Source organism: Flavobacterium notoginsengisoli (assembly GCF_042686225.1).
Classification (GTDB): Bacteria; Bacteroidota; Bacteroidia; order Flavobacteriales; family Flavobacteriaceae; genus Flavobacterium; species Flavobacterium notoginsengisoli.
In genome coordinates this window covers 507,916-524,309 of sequence record NZ_JBHUOT010000001.1, presented here as the reverse complement: position 1 = coordinate 524,309, position 16,394 = coordinate 507,916, and the positions used below count along the sequence as shown (strand labels likewise).

Annotated in this window: 15 protein-coding genes; 9 read left to right on the top strand and 6 right to left on the bottom strand. The window is 33.0% G+C overall.

Annotation, left to right across the window (positions count from 1 at the left end):
- Positions 1 to 46 precede the first annotated feature (46 nt).
- Positions 47 to 916: an alpha/beta hydrolase gene (locus tag ACFS3A_RS02105; RefSeq protein ID WP_379823665.1), complete on the bottom strand. Its 870-nt coding sequence runs from the start codon at positions 914 to 916 to the stop codon at positions 47 to 49.
- 266 nt (positions 917 to 1,182) lie between these two features.
- Positions 1,183 to 2,055: an AraC family transcriptional regulator gene (locus tag ACFS3A_RS02100; protein WP_379823663.1), complete on the bottom strand. Its 873-nt coding sequence runs from the start codon at positions 2,053 to 2,055 to the stop codon at positions 1,183 to 1,185.
- A 449-nt stretch (positions 2,056 to 2,504) separates the two neighbouring features.
- Here ACFS3A_RS02100 and ACFS3A_RS02095 point away from each other — a divergent pair, with 449 nt between their 5' ends.
- From ACFS3A_RS02095 to ACFS3A_RS02080, 4 genes are all read left to right on the top strand, one after another.
- Positions 2,505 to 2,870, top strand: coding sequence for a T9SS type A sorting domain-containing protein (locus ACFS3A_RS02095; RefSeq protein ID WP_379823660.1), 366 nt, complete (start codon positions 2,505 to 2,507; stop codon positions 2,868 to 2,870).
- Between the two features lie 595 nt (positions 2,871 to 3,465).
- On the top strand, positions 3,466 to 3,867 hold the full coding sequence (locus ACFS3A_RS02090; protein ID WP_379823658.1) for a T9SS type A sorting domain-containing protein: 402 nt from the start codon (positions 3,466 to 3,468) through the stop codon (positions 3,865 to 3,867).
- 494 nt (positions 3,868 to 4,361) lie between these two features.
- Positions 4,362 to 4,763, top strand: coding sequence for a secretion protein (locus tag ACFS3A_RS02085; RefSeq protein ID WP_379823655.1), 402 nt, complete (start codon positions 4,362 to 4,364; stop codon positions 4,761 to 4,763).
- Between the two features lie 377 nt (positions 4,764 to 5,140).
- On the top strand, positions 5,141 to 5,527 hold the full coding sequence (locus ACFS3A_RS02080) for a secretion protein (protein ID WP_379823653.1): 387 nt from the start codon (positions 5,141 to 5,143) through the stop codon (positions 5,525 to 5,527).
- A 424-nt stretch (positions 5,528 to 5,951) separates the two neighbouring features.
- Here ACFS3A_RS02080 and ACFS3A_RS02075 read toward each other — a convergent pair whose 3' ends face one another.
- The 3 genes from ACFS3A_RS02075 to ACFS3A_RS02065 are packed head-to-tail and all read right to left on the bottom strand — an operon-like array spanning position 5,952 to position 7,459.
- Positions 5,952 to 6,560 (bottom strand): hypothetical protein, encoded by a 609-nt coding sequence (locus tag ACFS3A_RS02075; protein WP_379823651.1) that lies wholly within the window; start codon positions 6,558 to 6,560, stop codon positions 5,952 to 5,954.
- Positions 6,557 to 6,982, bottom strand: a complete 426-nt coding sequence (locus ACFS3A_RS02070; protein ID WP_379823649.1) for a hypothetical protein — start codon at positions 6,980 to 6,982, stop codon at positions 6,557 to 6,559. The genes ACFS3A_RS02075 and ACFS3A_RS02070 overlap by 4 nt, the downstream gene beginning before the upstream one ends.
- A 60-nt stretch (positions 6,983 to 7,042) precedes the next feature.
- Positions 7,043 to 7,459: a helix-turn-helix domain-containing protein gene (locus tag ACFS3A_RS02065; protein WP_379823647.1), complete on the bottom strand. Its 417-nt coding sequence runs from the start codon at positions 7,457 to 7,459 to the stop codon at positions 7,043 to 7,045.
- A gap of 209 nt (positions 7,460 to 7,668) precedes the next feature.
- On the opposite strand from ACFS3A_RS02065, the gene ACFS3A_RS02060 reads away from it, so the two are divergent.
- Complete coding sequence (locus ACFS3A_RS02060; protein WP_379823645.1) at positions 7,669 to 7,983, top strand: hypothetical protein; 315 nt, start codon at positions 7,669 to 7,671, stop codon at positions 7,981 to 7,983.
- 677 nt (positions 7,984 to 8,660) lie between these two features.
- On the opposite strand, the gene ACFS3A_RS02055 is transcribed toward ACFS3A_RS02060, so the two are convergent.
- A complete protein-coding gene (locus ACFS3A_RS02055; RefSeq protein WP_379823643.1) occupies positions 8,661 to 12,101 on the bottom strand; it encodes a methylmalonyl-CoA mutase family protein in 3,441 nt (1,146 codons plus the stop codon).
- Positions 12,102 to 12,394: 293 nt separating this feature from the next.
- On the opposite strand from ACFS3A_RS02055, the gene ACFS3A_RS02050 reads away from it, so the two are divergent.
- The 4 genes from ACFS3A_RS02050 (at position 12,395) to purU (ending at position 16,389) form a co-directional block, all read left to right on the top strand.
- Complete coding sequence (locus tag ACFS3A_RS02050) at positions 12,395 to 13,954, top strand: L,D-transpeptidase family protein (protein WP_379823642.1); 1,560 nt, start codon at positions 12,395 to 12,397, stop codon at positions 13,952 to 13,954.
- A gap of 192 nt (positions 13,955 to 14,146) precedes the next feature.
- A complete protein-coding gene (locus tag ACFS3A_RS02045; RefSeq protein WP_379823640.1) occupies positions 14,147 to 14,497 on the top strand; it encodes a hypothetical protein in 351 nt (116 codons plus the stop codon).
- A gap of 215 nt (positions 14,498 to 14,712) precedes the next feature.
- Positions 14,713 to 15,429, top strand: coding sequence for a DUF4197 domain-containing protein (locus ACFS3A_RS02040; protein WP_379823638.1), 717 nt, complete (start codon positions 14,713 to 14,715; stop codon positions 15,427 to 15,429).
- 105 nt (positions 15,430 to 15,534) lie between these two features.
- A complete protein-coding gene (gene purU, locus ACFS3A_RS02035) occupies positions 15,535 to 16,389 on the top strand; it encodes a formyltetrahydrofolate deformylase (protein ID WP_379823637.1) in 855 nt (284 codons plus the stop codon).
- The last annotated feature ends 5 nt before the right edge of the window (positions 16,390 to 16,394 follow it).

The following is a 16,394-nucleotide window of genomic DNA, read 5'->3' as shown; positions in this document are numbered from 1 at the left end:
TTAAACCAAAAAAAGTAAATCGGTTTATTTTACATCAAAAAAGGCTTTATTTTTTCGCAGTTACTTGATTTTTAAGCAATATTTTATTGAAAAACAAAACGTGATACGGAAGTGAATTTTCCCAATACTCCCAAGTATGCGCTCCTGGGCGTTCTGTATAATCGTGATCTACTCTATTATAAACCAATCTTCTGTGTAATTCTCTATTCGGTTCAATTAAAAAATCATCTACACCGCAATCTATAATCAAAGGCAGTTTATTTGTTTTTAATTTATCTGCCATTCTTAAAACAGAATTTTGCTCATACAATTCCGTATTACCGCTTTTATCTCCAAAAACAGGCTGCATTAATTTTACAATTTGAGCCGATGAATCTCTGTTAAGCATTGTACTCATATCTACTGCTCCACTCATACTTCCGGCTGCGCAAAACAAATCGGGATGTCTGGCCGATAAATACAAAGCACCATGTCCGCCCATTGAAAGACCTGTAATTACTCTTCCGTTTTTATTCGCAATTGTTTTATAGGTTTTATCTACTTTCTGAATCACTTCCTGAGTAATAAAAGTCTCAAACTGACTTTCCTTATTTACAGGACTGTCTATATAAAAACTAAAAGTTTCTCCTTCTGGCATTACAATAATCATATTGTATTGGTCTGAGAGATTTTGAACCAGTTTTTTGTTTGGTGTATTTTTAAGCCAATCACTAAAATGTCCGTAAGCTCCATGCAGTAAGTACATTACCGGAAAAGCGGTTTTGCTTTTAGCATAAGAATTTGGCAAAACCACCGCTGCTTTATAGGTTTTTCCCATAGCGGTACTTGCAACTTGCAAAGTGTCTACTTTTGCAGCATATGTCATGGTGGTAAGACAAAGCAAAAATGCAGACAAGAGCATTTTAAATTTTTTCATTTTGATCTATTTTTTTCTGATTAGGGTTTGTAAATATACCTTTTTTTCAGAATAGAATAATATGATAAACCCGACCGGCTTTTTTATGCCACTAATTACACTAATTTATTTAACTCACTCTACGCAACTAAATAAAAGTCATAAAAAAATCCAACCAGTTTTGACCGATTGGATTTAATTTCTATTCACAAACTATAAAGTTCAATTCGTGCTAATTCGTGCAATTGCTTTGCCTATTCGCTATAGCTCGGGTCGCGGCAAAAAAACTAACTAATTATTATCTTATGCTCATGTCGGTATTGCGATGCGCTTTTACCTGTATATTGTTTAAATGATTTACTAAAGTGGCTGAAATTATTAAAACCGCTTTCATAACAAACTTCGTTAATACTCATGGGCTGTTCTGCCAAGAGTTTAGACGCATGCACCAAACGATACTCATTTACAAACTCTGTAAAGGTTTTATTGGAAATCTTTTTAAAATAACGACAAAAAGAAGGCGTAGTCATACTTACCAGACTCGAAACCTCATCTATCGAAATAGATTCCTGAAAATGATCTTTCACAAAATTAAAAACCACATTCATACGATCGTTATCCTGAGTCTGTAATTCTAACGAAAAACCATCAGCATTTAATACCGTAGACTCTGTAGAAGAATCTAATTCATCTAAAATTCCCAAAAGAGAAAGCAACCTTTGAAATGGAGTTTCATTCTCCATCATTTCGATTTTCTTTCCGATTCTTTTCTTCGTTTCACCGCCAAAAGCGATTCCGCCTTTAGCCTGTTTTAAAATATTCTGAACTTTTTTCATTTCAGGAGCGATAAAAAAATCGTTTCCTAAAAATTCAGGTTTAATATGAATTACGGTTTCGTTCGTGTTTCCCGTATTTTCATTTGTAAATCCACAATGGGGCAAATTGGCTCCTATCAAGATTAAACTACCATTCGTATAATAAGAAACATGGCTTCCTATTTGTCTTTTTCCAGCCCCGCCATTTACATAAACCAACTCAATCTCTGGATGATAATGCCATAAATGAGCTTTACTATTGGTCTTTTCGGCGTGTTTAGTGTAGGTAAAAGAACTTCCGTATGAGTTAGTTATCACTTCAAGAGCTGGGGCAATTGTCTTCATGATAATTTCTTTAAAAAATAATAGCAAATTTAACAAAAACACCTAAAATAATCTAATTTTTAACCTACAACGGTTTCGTAAATGCGAATTTTACATTAAAATAACGTTCTTAACACTGAAGATTTTACATCAAAAACCCATTTTTTTTCTGGTCTTGTTTTTTTTCTGCCTATTTTTTTTAATAATCTTATTTAAAACCCGAATAAATACAAATATGTGAAATTTTGTAAGAAAAATAGAAATTTTAAGAAGTATTCAATCATTTAAAAACTTTGAAGAATAACAACCAAATTAACAAAAACATAAGATTTAAATCAAATTTTAACCTATAACGGTTTCGTAAATGAGAATATAGCACATAAATTGGAAAATATAGTTGTTAAAATAACACAACTCCTGCCATAACTTTGCCTCAGAGAAATGAACTAAGAATTTAAATACTACAGAATATGAAAAAGATTATGAAATTAAGTTTAGTATGTGCAGTACTTTTAACTGGAATGAGTACTTATGCAATTGATGGAAATGAAGCGTTAAATCTTCATGTATTAAAAGGAAATGGCAAGGTAATTGCTTTTGGTATTAACCAACTTCAAAAAGCAGTTATCAGTATATACGATACAAATGGTAGCTTAATCTATACTGAAAATGCATCTGGTAAAGATGGAATTTTAAGAACTTTCAGTTTAGAAGAATTTCCACAAGGAAAATACATTTTAGAAGTTGCTGATAATTACAAAAAAGTAAAATACGATATTAATGTAGACGCGAAAAGTTCTGTTTTGTCTTCAAAAGGAACTACTTCTCTTTACTAAGAAAATATTAAGGTTAAGTGCAATTCTTCACGGCACTTAAAATTTTATACTCTAATAAAGTATAAAAAGTGAGGTTAGATAGTTAGTAAGTTAAAAACTTTCAAAAGTTTTAAAAACGGCTCTTTGTGGTTACTGAGCCGTTTTTTTTTGCTCTTTACTTTTTTATTTTAACCGCAAAGTTTTTTTACCGCAAAGACGCGAAGGTTTACGCAAAGTTCGCAAAGTTTTTTTCATAAAGCTTTGCGAACTTTGCGTTTGTATCCACAATCTTAAGCAAAAAATCTTTGCGCCCTTTGCGGTTAAATACACAATACAAATAAAAACTTAGAATCTCAGAATCTTAGCATCTTTTCAAATTTCCTACAATTTGCAAATAAATCTTTAATTCAATGTAAATTCAAAATCAAGAAAAACATTGAAAAATAATAACTGAATTAGCTAAAACGGTAAAAATTATATCAAATTTTAACATATAACGGTTTCGTAAATGAAAATACAGCATATAAATAGGAAAATATAGTTGCGTTTTTTTACTTACAACAGAAGTAATTTAGCATCAGAGAATTAGAACTAATTAATTTAAAAACTAAGTATTATGAAAAAGATTGCAAAAATGAGTTTACTAGCTGTGTTGCTTTTTTCTGGAATAAGCACTTACGCAATTGATGGAACAGAAGAATTTAATCTTCATGTTATTAAAGCAAATGGAAAATTAATCAGTTTTGGTCTTAATCAGACTCAGAAAGCCTACTTATCTATATATGATAAAGACGGATCTCTTATTTATTCTGAAACTGCTTCCGGTAAAGAAGGAATATTAAGAACTTTCAGTTTAGAAGAATTCCCTGAAGGAATTTACTTTTTAGAAATTGAAGACAATACAAAAAAAGCAAAATACGAAATCTCTGTAACAGATACCGTTACTGTTTTATCTCAAAAAGCAGTTTCTTCGGTTTACAAAGCAGATTTTAAAAATACTAGCGTAGCAGTACGCTAAAAAAGTTTTTATACTCTCATACAGTATAAAAAGTGAGGTTAGATAGTTAGTAAGTTAAAAAACTTTCAAAAGTTTTAAAAACAGCTCTTTGTGGTTACTGAGCTGTTTTTTTTTGTTTTTTTTTAAACCGCAAAGACGCTAAGGTTTACTCAAAGTTTTTTCTCAAAGCTTTGCGAACTTTTTCGTTTTTTATATACTTCTTCTACAAATAATTCTTAGCGTGCTTTGGTAAACCTTCGCGCACTTTGCGGTTAAATCTACAATCTATATGTAAATAAATTCTTAATCCAAAGTAAATTTAAAATCAAGCAAAACATTAAACAATAATAACTGAATTAACAAAAACGTTAAAAATAATTCAAGTTTTAACCTATAACGGTTTCGTAAATGAGAATATAGCATATAAATTGGAAAATACAGTTGCGCTTTTCTATGCATTTCATAAGTAATTTAGCATCAGAGAATTAGAACTAATAATTTAAAAACTAAGTATCATGAAAAAGATTGCAAAAATGAGTTTAGTAGCAGCGTTGCTTTTCACAGGAATAAGCACTTACGCAATTGATGGAAATGGAGAATTTAATCTTCATGTATTGAAGGCTAATGGAAAACTAATCACTTTCGCACTTAACAAAACACAGAAAGCGAACTTAGCTATTTATGACAAAGAGGGAACTTTAATTTATTCTGAAAGTGCTACTGGCAAAGACGGAATTTTGAGAACTTTCAGTTTAGAAGAGTTTCCGGAAGGAACTTATTTCTTAGAAGTAGAAGACAATATTAAAAAAGCAAAATACGAAATCACTATCGATGATAATGCTTCATTATCAAAAACTGCAATTTCTTCTGTTTACAAAGCAGGTTTTGCTAAAAATTCAGCTGTTGCTACACGTTAAATTTTTATACTTTCAAAAAGGTATAAAACAGGGTTAAAAAAAATTAAGATTATTTTATTGTTTGAAGAAAAGAAACAGCTCGTGGTTGGTTACAGAGCTGTTTTTTTTGTTTCAGATTAAATGTCATTTTTACACTAAAACGTATTTCTGAAAAAATATTCTTATTAATTCAACTCATTGATTTTTAAGTAATAAAAAAATATGAAAAAACTACAATCCGTAAGTCCAGTATTTACGTACATAGTTCAAACAAAACGCAAAAAAGTTTAAGATTCAGCAACTTAACCGTTTGAAAACGCTTTTTTATTGCTAAAAATTAAATTTCTATTTGTAGTTTTGCTCGTTCCACATTTAGTAATTAACAATTTAAAAAAAACATGACAAAATTTACCAAAGCCGGTTTAGTTGCTGCCTTTTTTTTAGCGACTGTTTTTACCTATGCCATTGATGGAAAAGGTGATTATATTCTAAACATTAAAACAGGAAACGGAAAAGTAATGAGTTTTACTTTAGACACTGTTGAAAATTCATCTTTCTCTATCTTTGATGAGAATCACAATTTACTTTATGCTGGAGATGCTGCAGCAAACAAATTGGAAGTTTCCAAAACTATTAGTTTAGAAAGTTTTCCAGCTGGAACTTATGTTCTGGAAGTAAAAGCAAACGACAAAGTTTCGAAACACGAAATTAAAGTTGCTGCAAAAAAAGTAAAGGCAGTGAAGTTAGAAGAAACTGTTAATCACAGTCCGTCTTTCCGTCGCTAAGCCTTTTTTGTCCCCAAAGAAAAAAGTTTTTAAAAAGCAGTTCTATTACCAGGAGAACTGCTTTTTTTTATGGAATTTAGTAAGAGGTTTAGATTCTTAAAAGCCCTCACTAAAAAAAGCCTGAAAGGCTAACATCTCAAAAATAGGGCAACGCCCTATTAGAGAACATCCCGAACACCCTACTACATAAAACCCAATACAAATCGAAGCCCTGAAAGGGCGAGAGCCATTCTCGTTATCTAATACCTTACGCCCTTTCAGGGCTTTCTTATTGGAATCTATTGCAAACATTGGGCTTGGCCCAATGCTAAAATGCTTTTAGGCCTTTGGTCTTAATTGAAGATTCCTAAATTGAAAGATACATTATAATTGTTTCATCTTGCTGACGCAAGCGTCTCACTCGTGTATGAACTGCTTTTCTTATTTAAAAATTGAAATGAAATTCATTTCCCAGTGGAGTATCACCATCGTTCCACTCTATAGTGACAAATTTAGGTGCATATTCCTTTAAATTGTCAAAGCCAGTGAGTATTATAGCCGAACCATTGTCTCTTACAGCTTCCTGAACTAATTTAAAAGTAAGCACACATCCTTGCGGATCAATTCCTCCCAAATCAAATACTATATCTTTTGTTTTTAAAAGTGTCTTATACAAATTTAATAGCTTTCGCTGCGTACCTCCAAGGTTATGCATTTTGGTTTTTCCTGTCACGTATTTATCTTCAAACAATTTTACAAGAAAAGGATTGGCAAGATCTGCATCTTTTTTAATGAACTTGTTAATCGTTGAAGGAAAAAATGTATCCCTGAAGTTTGATTCCCTGAAATAATCTACAAAAGTCATTTTTCTATCCAGAACTACATTATCATGTTTTACAGTACCACAAAATATATTTTTAAGATACATTTCATTTTCATAAGTATATTTTGTGTTGTGTAAATACAAAACTATTATCTCCCCTTCATACAAAGTAAAAGGCGGTATGAAAAAAAGATCTGTTTTTATTCCTTTATTTTTTAATATTACTTTCATAAAGATGCATTTTCATTTCTTAAATCGGCACCGATCTTTACCAATTTCCAAAAGACCTTAACTTCTAATGAAATGATTATTTTTTGTAATTTTTGATATTCAGAAGAATGCGCAAAAGCATACATATAATCCAACAAATCTATTATCCTGAAACTTTGTTTATATTCTGGTCTCACTTCATTGTTGTTGGCAAAACATACATTTATGTTCTCTTCTTTTATAAAAATTAGATTCACAGTTTGTTCTATTTTAGAAAGAAGCACTGCATTTAAGTTTTGATTTTGAAAAAGATCTTCGAGTTTAAATTGCACTAAATCATCTTTTGAAACAACATCTGAAACAATATTCTCCAGTTCGGAATTTTGAAGTAATTCCAATTTTTCTAAACTGCCGATTTGTTTTAAATACTTTTCAATTTCCATAACCGTAGTAATTAAGTTTTCCTTAAAGCAAAAAAGCAGTTCTCTGTGAACTGCCTTTTCTTATTTCTGATTTAGTAATTTCTCTAAATATTCGATTTTTTCTTTTTCCGACTGAAGCAAACGCTCGTAAAGCTTTTTATTTTCTTCTACCGTTTCCATTAATTTATCTAATGGATTGAAAGTGCAATTGTTACTATTTCCAAAATTAACTTGACTCGCTTTAGTATCATTAAAGGTATTAAAGTAATTAATTGCCGCTTCGTCTGAAAAATTCTTAATAGCTTCAACTGTTACACCAAGTGCTTTTGCCACCTCAACCAATTTTTCGTCATCAATGGTTTCGCTGTTTTCCATAGCCGAAATCGCCTGTTGGTTTGTTCCTAAAGCCTGTGCCAAAGCTTCCTGCTTCATATCACGAAGTTCACGAATACGGCTTATTTTTCGCCCTATATGATTTGGTTTTGTTAGTGTGCTCATAATTCAAAGATAATAATAAAGTGTCAAAATTCGTAAAATGTAAAAAACAGATTTTTTTGCCGTACGATACAGATAAAAAATGATTTGGTACAGTGAAATTCTATTTCTTTCTTCGCCGAACCAAACAAAAGTACAATTTTTCTTATAATAATTTTATAAAAGCCAAATTGTGAAGTAAAAAACAAGATACTAACTAAAACCACATTGTCATGAAAGCCAACGAAACCGAAACTTTACAAAAACTACAACAATTAACCGCTCAGTATTTTACAACGCTAAAACCCACAAATGAACCTAATTCTTATACCGTTCAATTTAAAGTCGTTAATTATTTAGAACTCGGCTGTCTTATTACCGATTTGCTGAAATTATGTATTCTCGCACTCGACAATGATATGCATAACTTTTCTAAGAAAGATAATGCTTCTTCTATTAATGTTTCTCTAGTTTTGGAAACTGTTTTGCATTTATTTCCTATGGATGAGTTTGAGTTTTTGGGGTTTGTTGAGGAGGTTGTTGATTGATTTTTTCTATTCCAAACGGTATAAACATAGCCCGTGGTTTCAACCACGGGAACGTCATATTGTGTTACTCTCATTGTGTACCCGTGGTTGAAACCACGGGCTATATTTGATTATTGGATTTTGTAGTGTTGCTGGGGAGGTTGTTGAATGATTTTTTCTATTCCAAATTGTATACACATAGCCCGTGGTTTCAACCACGGAACGTCATATTGTGTTACTCGCATTATGTACCCGTGGTTGAAACCACGGGCTATATTTGATTATTGAATTTTGTTGCGTTACGTTCACGAGCGAGACGCTCGCGCCAGCGGGGACTAAAAAAATCTCGTATAAAAAAGCCTGAAAGGCTACCAGCTCCAAAATAGGGCAACGCCCTATTAGAGAACACCCCGCTCCCCTATTACATAAAACTCAATGCAACTCGAAGCCCTGAAAGGGCGATAGCCATTCTCGTTATGTAATGGCTTATGCCCTTTCAGGGCTTTCTTATCAAAACCTGTGATAGACATTGGGCTTTGCCCAATGCTAAAATGCTTTTAGGCCTTTGGCCTTTTTGGAAGGTCCTTAAACTTAAAGACATATTATTATATGTTTTGATAAAAAAACCTCTCATTTCTGAGAGGCTTTCTATAATTAACACATGTCCGATAATTTCGGACATTCAAAAATGCATTTTTCTACATATTTCTCCTATACTGCCCACCAACTTCAAACAACGCCGAAGTAATCTGCCCTAAAGAACAAACCTTTGTCGCTTCCATTAAATGATCGAATAAGTTTTCGTTTTTAATAGCCGCTTGCTGTAACGTAGTTAAATACTCGTTTACTTTTGCTTCGTGAAATTTATGCAAGTTACCCAACATCGTAATTTGATATTGTTTTTCTTCTTCAGTGGCACGAATAACTTCAGCCGGAATTACCGTTGGTGAACCTTTTGAACTCAAGAATGTGTTTACACCCACAATTGGGAAATCGCCATTGTGTTTTAAAGTTTCGTAATACAAACTTTCTTCCTGAATTTTAGATCTTTGGTACATGGTTTCCATAGCACCCAAAACTCCGCCACGTTCTGTAATTCTGTCGAATTCTTGTAAAACAGCAGCTTCTACTAAATCGGTTAATTCTTCGATGATGAACGAACCTTGAATTGGATTTTCGTTTTTCGCTAAACCTAATTCTTTATTAATAATCAGCTGAATCGCCATGGCACGACGCACCGATTCTTCTGTTGGCGTTGTAATCGCTTCGTCGTAAGCGTTGGTGTGCAATGAATTACAGTTGTCATAAATCGCATACAAAGCTTGTAAAGTTGTTCTGATATCATTGAAATCAATTTCTTGTGCGTGTAACGAACGCCCGGAAGTCTGAATATGGTATTTCAGCATTTGTGCTCTTTCGTTGGCTCCGTATTTGTTTTTCATGGCTTTTGCCCAAATTTTACGTGCCACACGGCCAATTACTGAATATTCCGGATCTACTCCGTTGGAGAAGAAGAACGATAAGTTTGGTCCAAAATCGTTGATGTTCATGCCGCGGCTCAAATAATATTCCACGTAAGTGAAACCATTTGAAAGCGTAAACGCCAACTGTGTAATTGGGTTCGCTCCCGCCTCAGCAATATGATATCCTGAAATCGAAACCGAATAGAAATTACGAACATTTTTAGTAATAAAATATTCCTGAACGTCACCCATTAAACGTAAAGCAAATTCAGTTGAGAAAATACAAGTATTTTGCGCCTGATCTTCTTTTAAAATATCGGCCTGAACCGTTCCGCGAACTTGCGACAATGTTTTGGCTTTTATATCATTATAAACATCCAAAGGTAAAACCTGATCGCCTGTAACGCCCAAAAGCATTAATCCTAAACCATTGTTTCCTGCTGGAAGTTCACCTTGGTATCTTGGTCTTTCGATTCCTTTTTCTTTATATAATTTGTTGATTTTAGCTTCAACTTCTTTTTTTAAATCATTTGCTTTAATGTAAATCTCACATTGCTGATCGATTGCCGCATTCATAAAGAAACCTAGCAGCATTGGCGCAGGCCCATTAATGGTCATACTTACCGAAGTCAATGCATGAACCAAATCGAAACCTGAATATAATTTTTTGGCATCGTCCAAACAGCAGATAGATACTCCCGCATTTCCGATTTTCCCATAAATATCTGGACGCAAATCTGGATCGTTTCCGTATAAAGTAACGCTGTCAAAAGCGGTTGAAAGACGTTTTGCAGGCATTCCCGCGCTTACATAATGAAAACGTTTGTTGGTTCTTTCTGGTCCGCCTTCGCCCGCAAACATTCTTGACGGATCTTCGCCTTCACGCTTAAACGGATACAATCCCGAAGCAAACGGAAATTCTCCAGGAACATTTTCCTGTAAATTCCAACGCAGAATATCGCCCCAACCTTCATATTTAGGTAAAGCAATTTTCGGAATCTGCAAATGCGATAAACTTTCAGAATGCGTTGCAATCTTGATTTCTTTATCACGAACTTTAAAGGAATAAATCGGATTTTTGTATTTCGCTACTTTATCAGACCAATTCAAAATAATTTCCCAGTTGTACGGATCTAAATCCATTTTTACTTTATCGAATTGATTCAGTAAAAGATTTAAAAAGATTCTGTTTTCGTCGTGTTCTTGGATTCCACTTGGTAAAACAGTCGAATCGTCGATTCCCGCTTTAATAATTTGAGGAACTTTTCCAGAAACCGATTCAATCGTTTTGAAAATTCCGTATAATTTCTGCGCTACTTTTTGTTGTGAAAGCGCTGTTTCATCATAACTTCTGTTATTCTCTGCAATTTCAGATAAATAACGCGTTCTGTGTGGCGGAATCACGAAGATTTTCTCGCTCATTTCTTTAGTGATGGTGAAAGTCGATTTCAAATTTGAATCCGTTTTTTCAACCACTTTATCCATAATCGCTTTGTAAAGCGTGTTCATTCCCGGATCGTTAAACTGCGAAGCGATAGTTCCGAAAACTGGCATTTCATCAGGATTTTTATCCCAAAGATTATGATTTCTTTGATATTGTTTTTTTACATCGCGCAAAGCGTCTAAAGCACCTCTTTTGTCAAATTTGTTCAACGCTACTAAATCGGCAAAATCAAGCATGTCGATTTTCTCCAATTGTGTTGCCGCTCCAAATTCTGGTGTCATTACATATAAAGAAACATCAGAATGATCCATAATCTCAGTATCAGACTGACCAATTCCTGAAGTTTCTAAAATAATCAAATCGTATTTTGCAGCTTTTAGAACCTGAATCGCTTCGGCTACATATTTAGACAAAGCCAAATTCGACTGACGTGTCGCCAACGAACGCATATAAACACGAGGATTATTAATCGCATTCATTCGGATTCTGTCTCCTAAAAGTGCTCCTCCGGTTTTTCTTTTCGAAGGATCGACAGAAATTAATCCGATTGTTTTTTCCGGGAAATCAATTAAAAATCGGCGAACTAATTCATCAACCAAAGATGATTTACCTGCTCCACCCGTTCCTGTAATTCCTAAAACCGGAATTTTAGAACTTGCATTGCTTTCGTGAATTTTATCAAAAACAGGTTTTGCAATTTCCGGAAAATTTTCTGCAGACGAAATTAAACGTGCAATTGCCGTTGGAACTTTATTTTCGATGTGATCGATTTCTCCGTTTAATTTATCTCCAATAGGAAAATCGGCACGTTGTACCAAATCATTAATCATTCCCTGCAAACCAAGAGAACGTCCGTCATCCGGAGAATAAATTCTTGTAATACCATATTCATGTAATTCTTCGATTTCGCTTGGCAGAATTACACCTCCTCCACCTCCGAAGATTTTAATGTGCCCAGCTTCTTTTTCGCGAAGCAAATCATACATATATTTAAAGTACTCATTGTGTCCACCTTGGTAAGAAGTCATTGCAATGGCATTGGCATCTTCCTGAATCGCGGTATTCACTACTTCTTCAACACTTCTGTCGTGTCCAAGATGTATAACCTCAACCCCCGTCGACTGGATAATACGGCGCATAATATTGATCGCGGCATCGTGTCCGTCAAAAAGTGAAGCTGCAGTGACAATTCTTACTTTATTTTTAGGAATATATGGTATTTGTTGTTCCATTTTATGAATATGATAATTTTATGGAGGCAATTTACAAAATATTTTAATATTCGATCATCACTCTAAGCTTATCTTAACAAAAATAAATCGATTTCGTGAACTATAAAGGTAACAAATTACGTAACTAATTGATATAGTTAAAGAAAGCTTAAAGACATGGCAATTTCGCAACATTTAAATAAAATCAATAAACATGTTTTAAGGCTCTCTAAAGTAATTTAGCAATGTAGAAAAGCCCCCAAATTTTTACCAAAGCTTACCACCAAAAAGTAAAAACGTAAAAATTTAAAAAAATGAGAACATTTTATTCATTCACCGTAATTTTAGGTTTGAGTTTCTTTGTATCTTCTTATACTAGAATAGAAAACAATACTCTATCATATAAAAAAACTTTGACCACTTTAGCTATTAACAATGATACTGATATAGCTAATATTGAAAAAGCTAATGATTTCTTTAAAAGGTATTCTGATTTAAAAAAATACAAATCAGATGTAATGTCTTTATATAAAAACAGAACTCTTGGAAGTATTTGGTTTGATGAAGACGAAATCAACGAATTTGGTTCTGTATTATACGAAAAAGCAAAAAAAACGAACGATTTAGTGATTCCGTATCAAAATGAAATAGATAAACTTTTTGATGCTTCGTCAGAAAACAATCTTTCCAAAACAGACGCAGACATGCTTTTGAGTTCTTTGTATGTAGTGTACACTAAAAAAAGCAACGCAGACAAAAAAAAGCTGTCTTACAACGACATGCTTAAAGATTTCCTAAACTACAGCACTATTGAAGAATCTTCTGCAACTGCAAATCTTGATGCAAAAGTCGAATACGACCAATATTACAAATTGGAAGATGTCTTGAAAAAGTATAAAAAACTAGACCGTTCGCACAAATGGCAACCTATTGTTCCTGCTGAAACTCCATATAAAGAGTTACGTCCGGATGCCGTTTCTAATACGATTGCACAAGTAAGAACCCGTTTGTATTTATTAGGTGATTTAAAACAGGATTCTAAAAGTGATATTTATGACCGTGAGTTAATGGATGCTGTAATGAAATACAAAGTCCGTAACGGATTTAAACCAAATTATATTCTTGCCGAAGAACATATTAAAGAAATGAATATTCCGCTTGGTGAGAAAATGGAGACTTTGAAACTTAATATGGAAAGATGCCGTGCCATTGCGGCTCAAATTGCGGCAAACGATGAATATGTTTTGGTTAATGTGCCTTCATACGAAATGGTCTATGTTAAAAATGGAAAAGTAGCATTAACTTCACCTGTATTTGTTGGTGCTCCTTTAACCAAAACAACCATTTTTAATGGAGAAATTGACAAAATCGTTTTCAGCCCTTATTGGACAGTTCCACAAAGTATTGTTCAAAACGAATTACGATCTAAAATCGCATCAGATCCAAATTATCTGGCAGAAAAAAATATGGAAATGGTAAACGGACAAGTTAGACAAAAACCAGGTCCTGATAACTCTTTAGGTTTGGTAAAATTTATGTTTCCAAATCCAGATGATATTTATATGCACGATACACCTTCTAAAACATTATTCGATTTTGAAAAAAGAACTTTCAGCCACGGTTGTATTAATGTAAAAATGGCAAAAGAATTAGCCGTAGCAATGCTTAAAGATTATCCGGAATGGACACAGGCAAAAATTGATAAAGCAATGGAAGGTAAAGTAGAAAACAGTTTTAAATTGTCTAAAAAAGTACCTATTTATATTACTTACTTCACTTCTGTGGTTAATGAAAACGGTGAAATCGGATTCTTTCAGGACGTATATGAAAAAGATAAAGAACTAACCAGCGAAAATGCTGTTGTAGCTCAATAATATAATTCTATTTAATTTTAGTGAGAATTTATCAATTTTAGATAAGTTCTCACTTTTTTATCTTATAAAGACAACAAAAAAATACCTTAAATTACTAAAAATAAAACATTTATAAGTAATAAGACTTTTTTAAACTTACGATTTTTGCAATCGATTATACCACTAATTTGTAATATTTAAAAGCTAATTATTATGAAAACGAATAACACTGAAGGCCTTACTATGTTTGAAATAAATGTCTTAATCCAACAGGGAGCAAAGTTTGTTGCTTTTCCGTTTATATTTTCTAAAATGGTGAAAAGAATTAAAGCTTCTAATGTTTATTTTATTCGTCCGGACGAAAGCACTTTTAAATACGCTTTAAAGCACTTTTTTCTGAACCTTTCTGAGGGGTGGCGCATATTTCCGTACGGACCAATTTATGTTATAAAATCTTTTATTTATCTGATAAAGGGCGGAAAAGATTATACGGAAACTATTTTGAAAGATTTGAGTACAAACAAACCCGTTTACAATTCACAATCGCGATTATCTTTTAAATAAAAACTTCTCTAAAAAGGATTTCCTTTCTTATAAAAATGACACATATTCAGGAAATATTGTCCCAAAATTCATGTAATTATATTTTATTAACCTCTTTAACTTTGAGACTTGGAACATTTTGTTATTTATAAAACAAAATGTAGCTGAGTATCATATAAAATTGTGGCTTTATTTTTGAATAAGTAGTATTTTTGAAACTTAAATAAACCCCAATAATGAAAAAGATTTTACTATTAGCCGTTACATTTTCTTTAACGTCTTGTGCACAGGTACAACAGACATTAAATCAATTGCCTCAAATAGCTTCTCAACTTCCTGCCGGTAATGTTGATATTGCTTCCGGATTAAAAGAAGCATTAAACAAAGGAATTACAGAACAAGTGAGCAAATTGACAGCTGTTGACGGGTTTTATAAAAATGAAGCCGTAAAAATATTAATGCCGGAAGAATTGCAAAAAGTAGACGCTACTTTACGAAAAGTAGGTTTAAGTTCACTTGCTGATGAAGGAATCAAAATGCTGAACCGTGCTGCCGAAGATGCGGTTAAAGAAGCAACTCCGATTTTTGTTTCGGCGGTTAAAAACATGAGCTTTACAGATGCTAAAAATATCCTTTTAGGAAATGACAGTGCCGCAACAAGTTATTTGCAAGGAAGTACAACAACAGCGCTGTACGGGAAATTTAATCCCGTAATTAAAAGTTCTTTTGAAAAAGTAGGTGCCGATGTAGTCTGGAAAAACATCATTACAAAGTACAACACAATTCCATTAGTAAAAAAAGTAAACCCGGATTTGACTGATTACACAACCAATCAGGCTTTGGCAGGTGTTTTTAAAATGATTGCTGTTGAAGAAAAAGAAATAAGAAATGACATTTCTGCAAGAACAACTCCTTTGTTACAAAAGGTTTTTGCTATGCAGGATGGGAAGTAATTTTTCCTAAAGGTTCAAAGAGACAGAGCGATAAAGATTCAAAGCAACCTTTACGACTTCAAACTTTGTAACTTTTTCACTAACCAAAATAACCAATTTTTAAGAATGCAAAAAATAACTATATTAATTCACTGCAAAGACCAGAAAAATATTATTGCTTCCGTAACTACTTTTATTGCTAAAGTAGGCGGAAATATTACTTACATTGACCAGCATGTTGATGTGGAGCAAAATGTATTTTTTATGCGACTGGAATGTGAATTTGCCAATTCTGAAATTACAATTGAAAGTTTTAAAGAAGATTTTGACCAAACTCTTGCTTCTAAATTTGACATGTCCTGGGATTTGTACAGTCAGGAACAAAAACCTAAAATGGCATTGTTTGTTTCTAAATATGACCATTGTCTTTTTGATATTTTAGGACGCTACAGCGCCGGAGAATTGAATATTGAAATTCCGGTAATTGTAAGCAACCACAATGATTTAAGAGCTATTGCTGAAAAATTTGATATTCCGTTTCATGTTGTTCCTTTTACAAAAGACAATAAAGAAGAAGGCGAAGCCAAACAAATTGAGTTATTAAAAAGATACGAGATCGATTTTATTGTTTTGGCGCGCTACATGCAAATTATTACTCCAAAATTGATTTCGCTTTACGAAAATAAGATCATCAATATTCATCACTCGTTTTTACCTGCTTTTCCGGGAGCGAAACCCTATCATTCGGCTTTTAAACGCGGTGTAAAAATTATTGGTGCTACAAGTCATTATGTAACTGAAGAACTGGATGAAGGTCCGATTATTGAACAGGATATTGCAAGAGTTTCGCATATTCACTCTGTAGAAGATTTTATTATGAAAGGCCGTGACTTAGAACGTATCGTTTTGGCAAGAGCCATTAAATTACATTCTGAACGTAAAACGATGGTTTATAGCAATAAGACAGTGGTTTTTTCTTAAAAGGT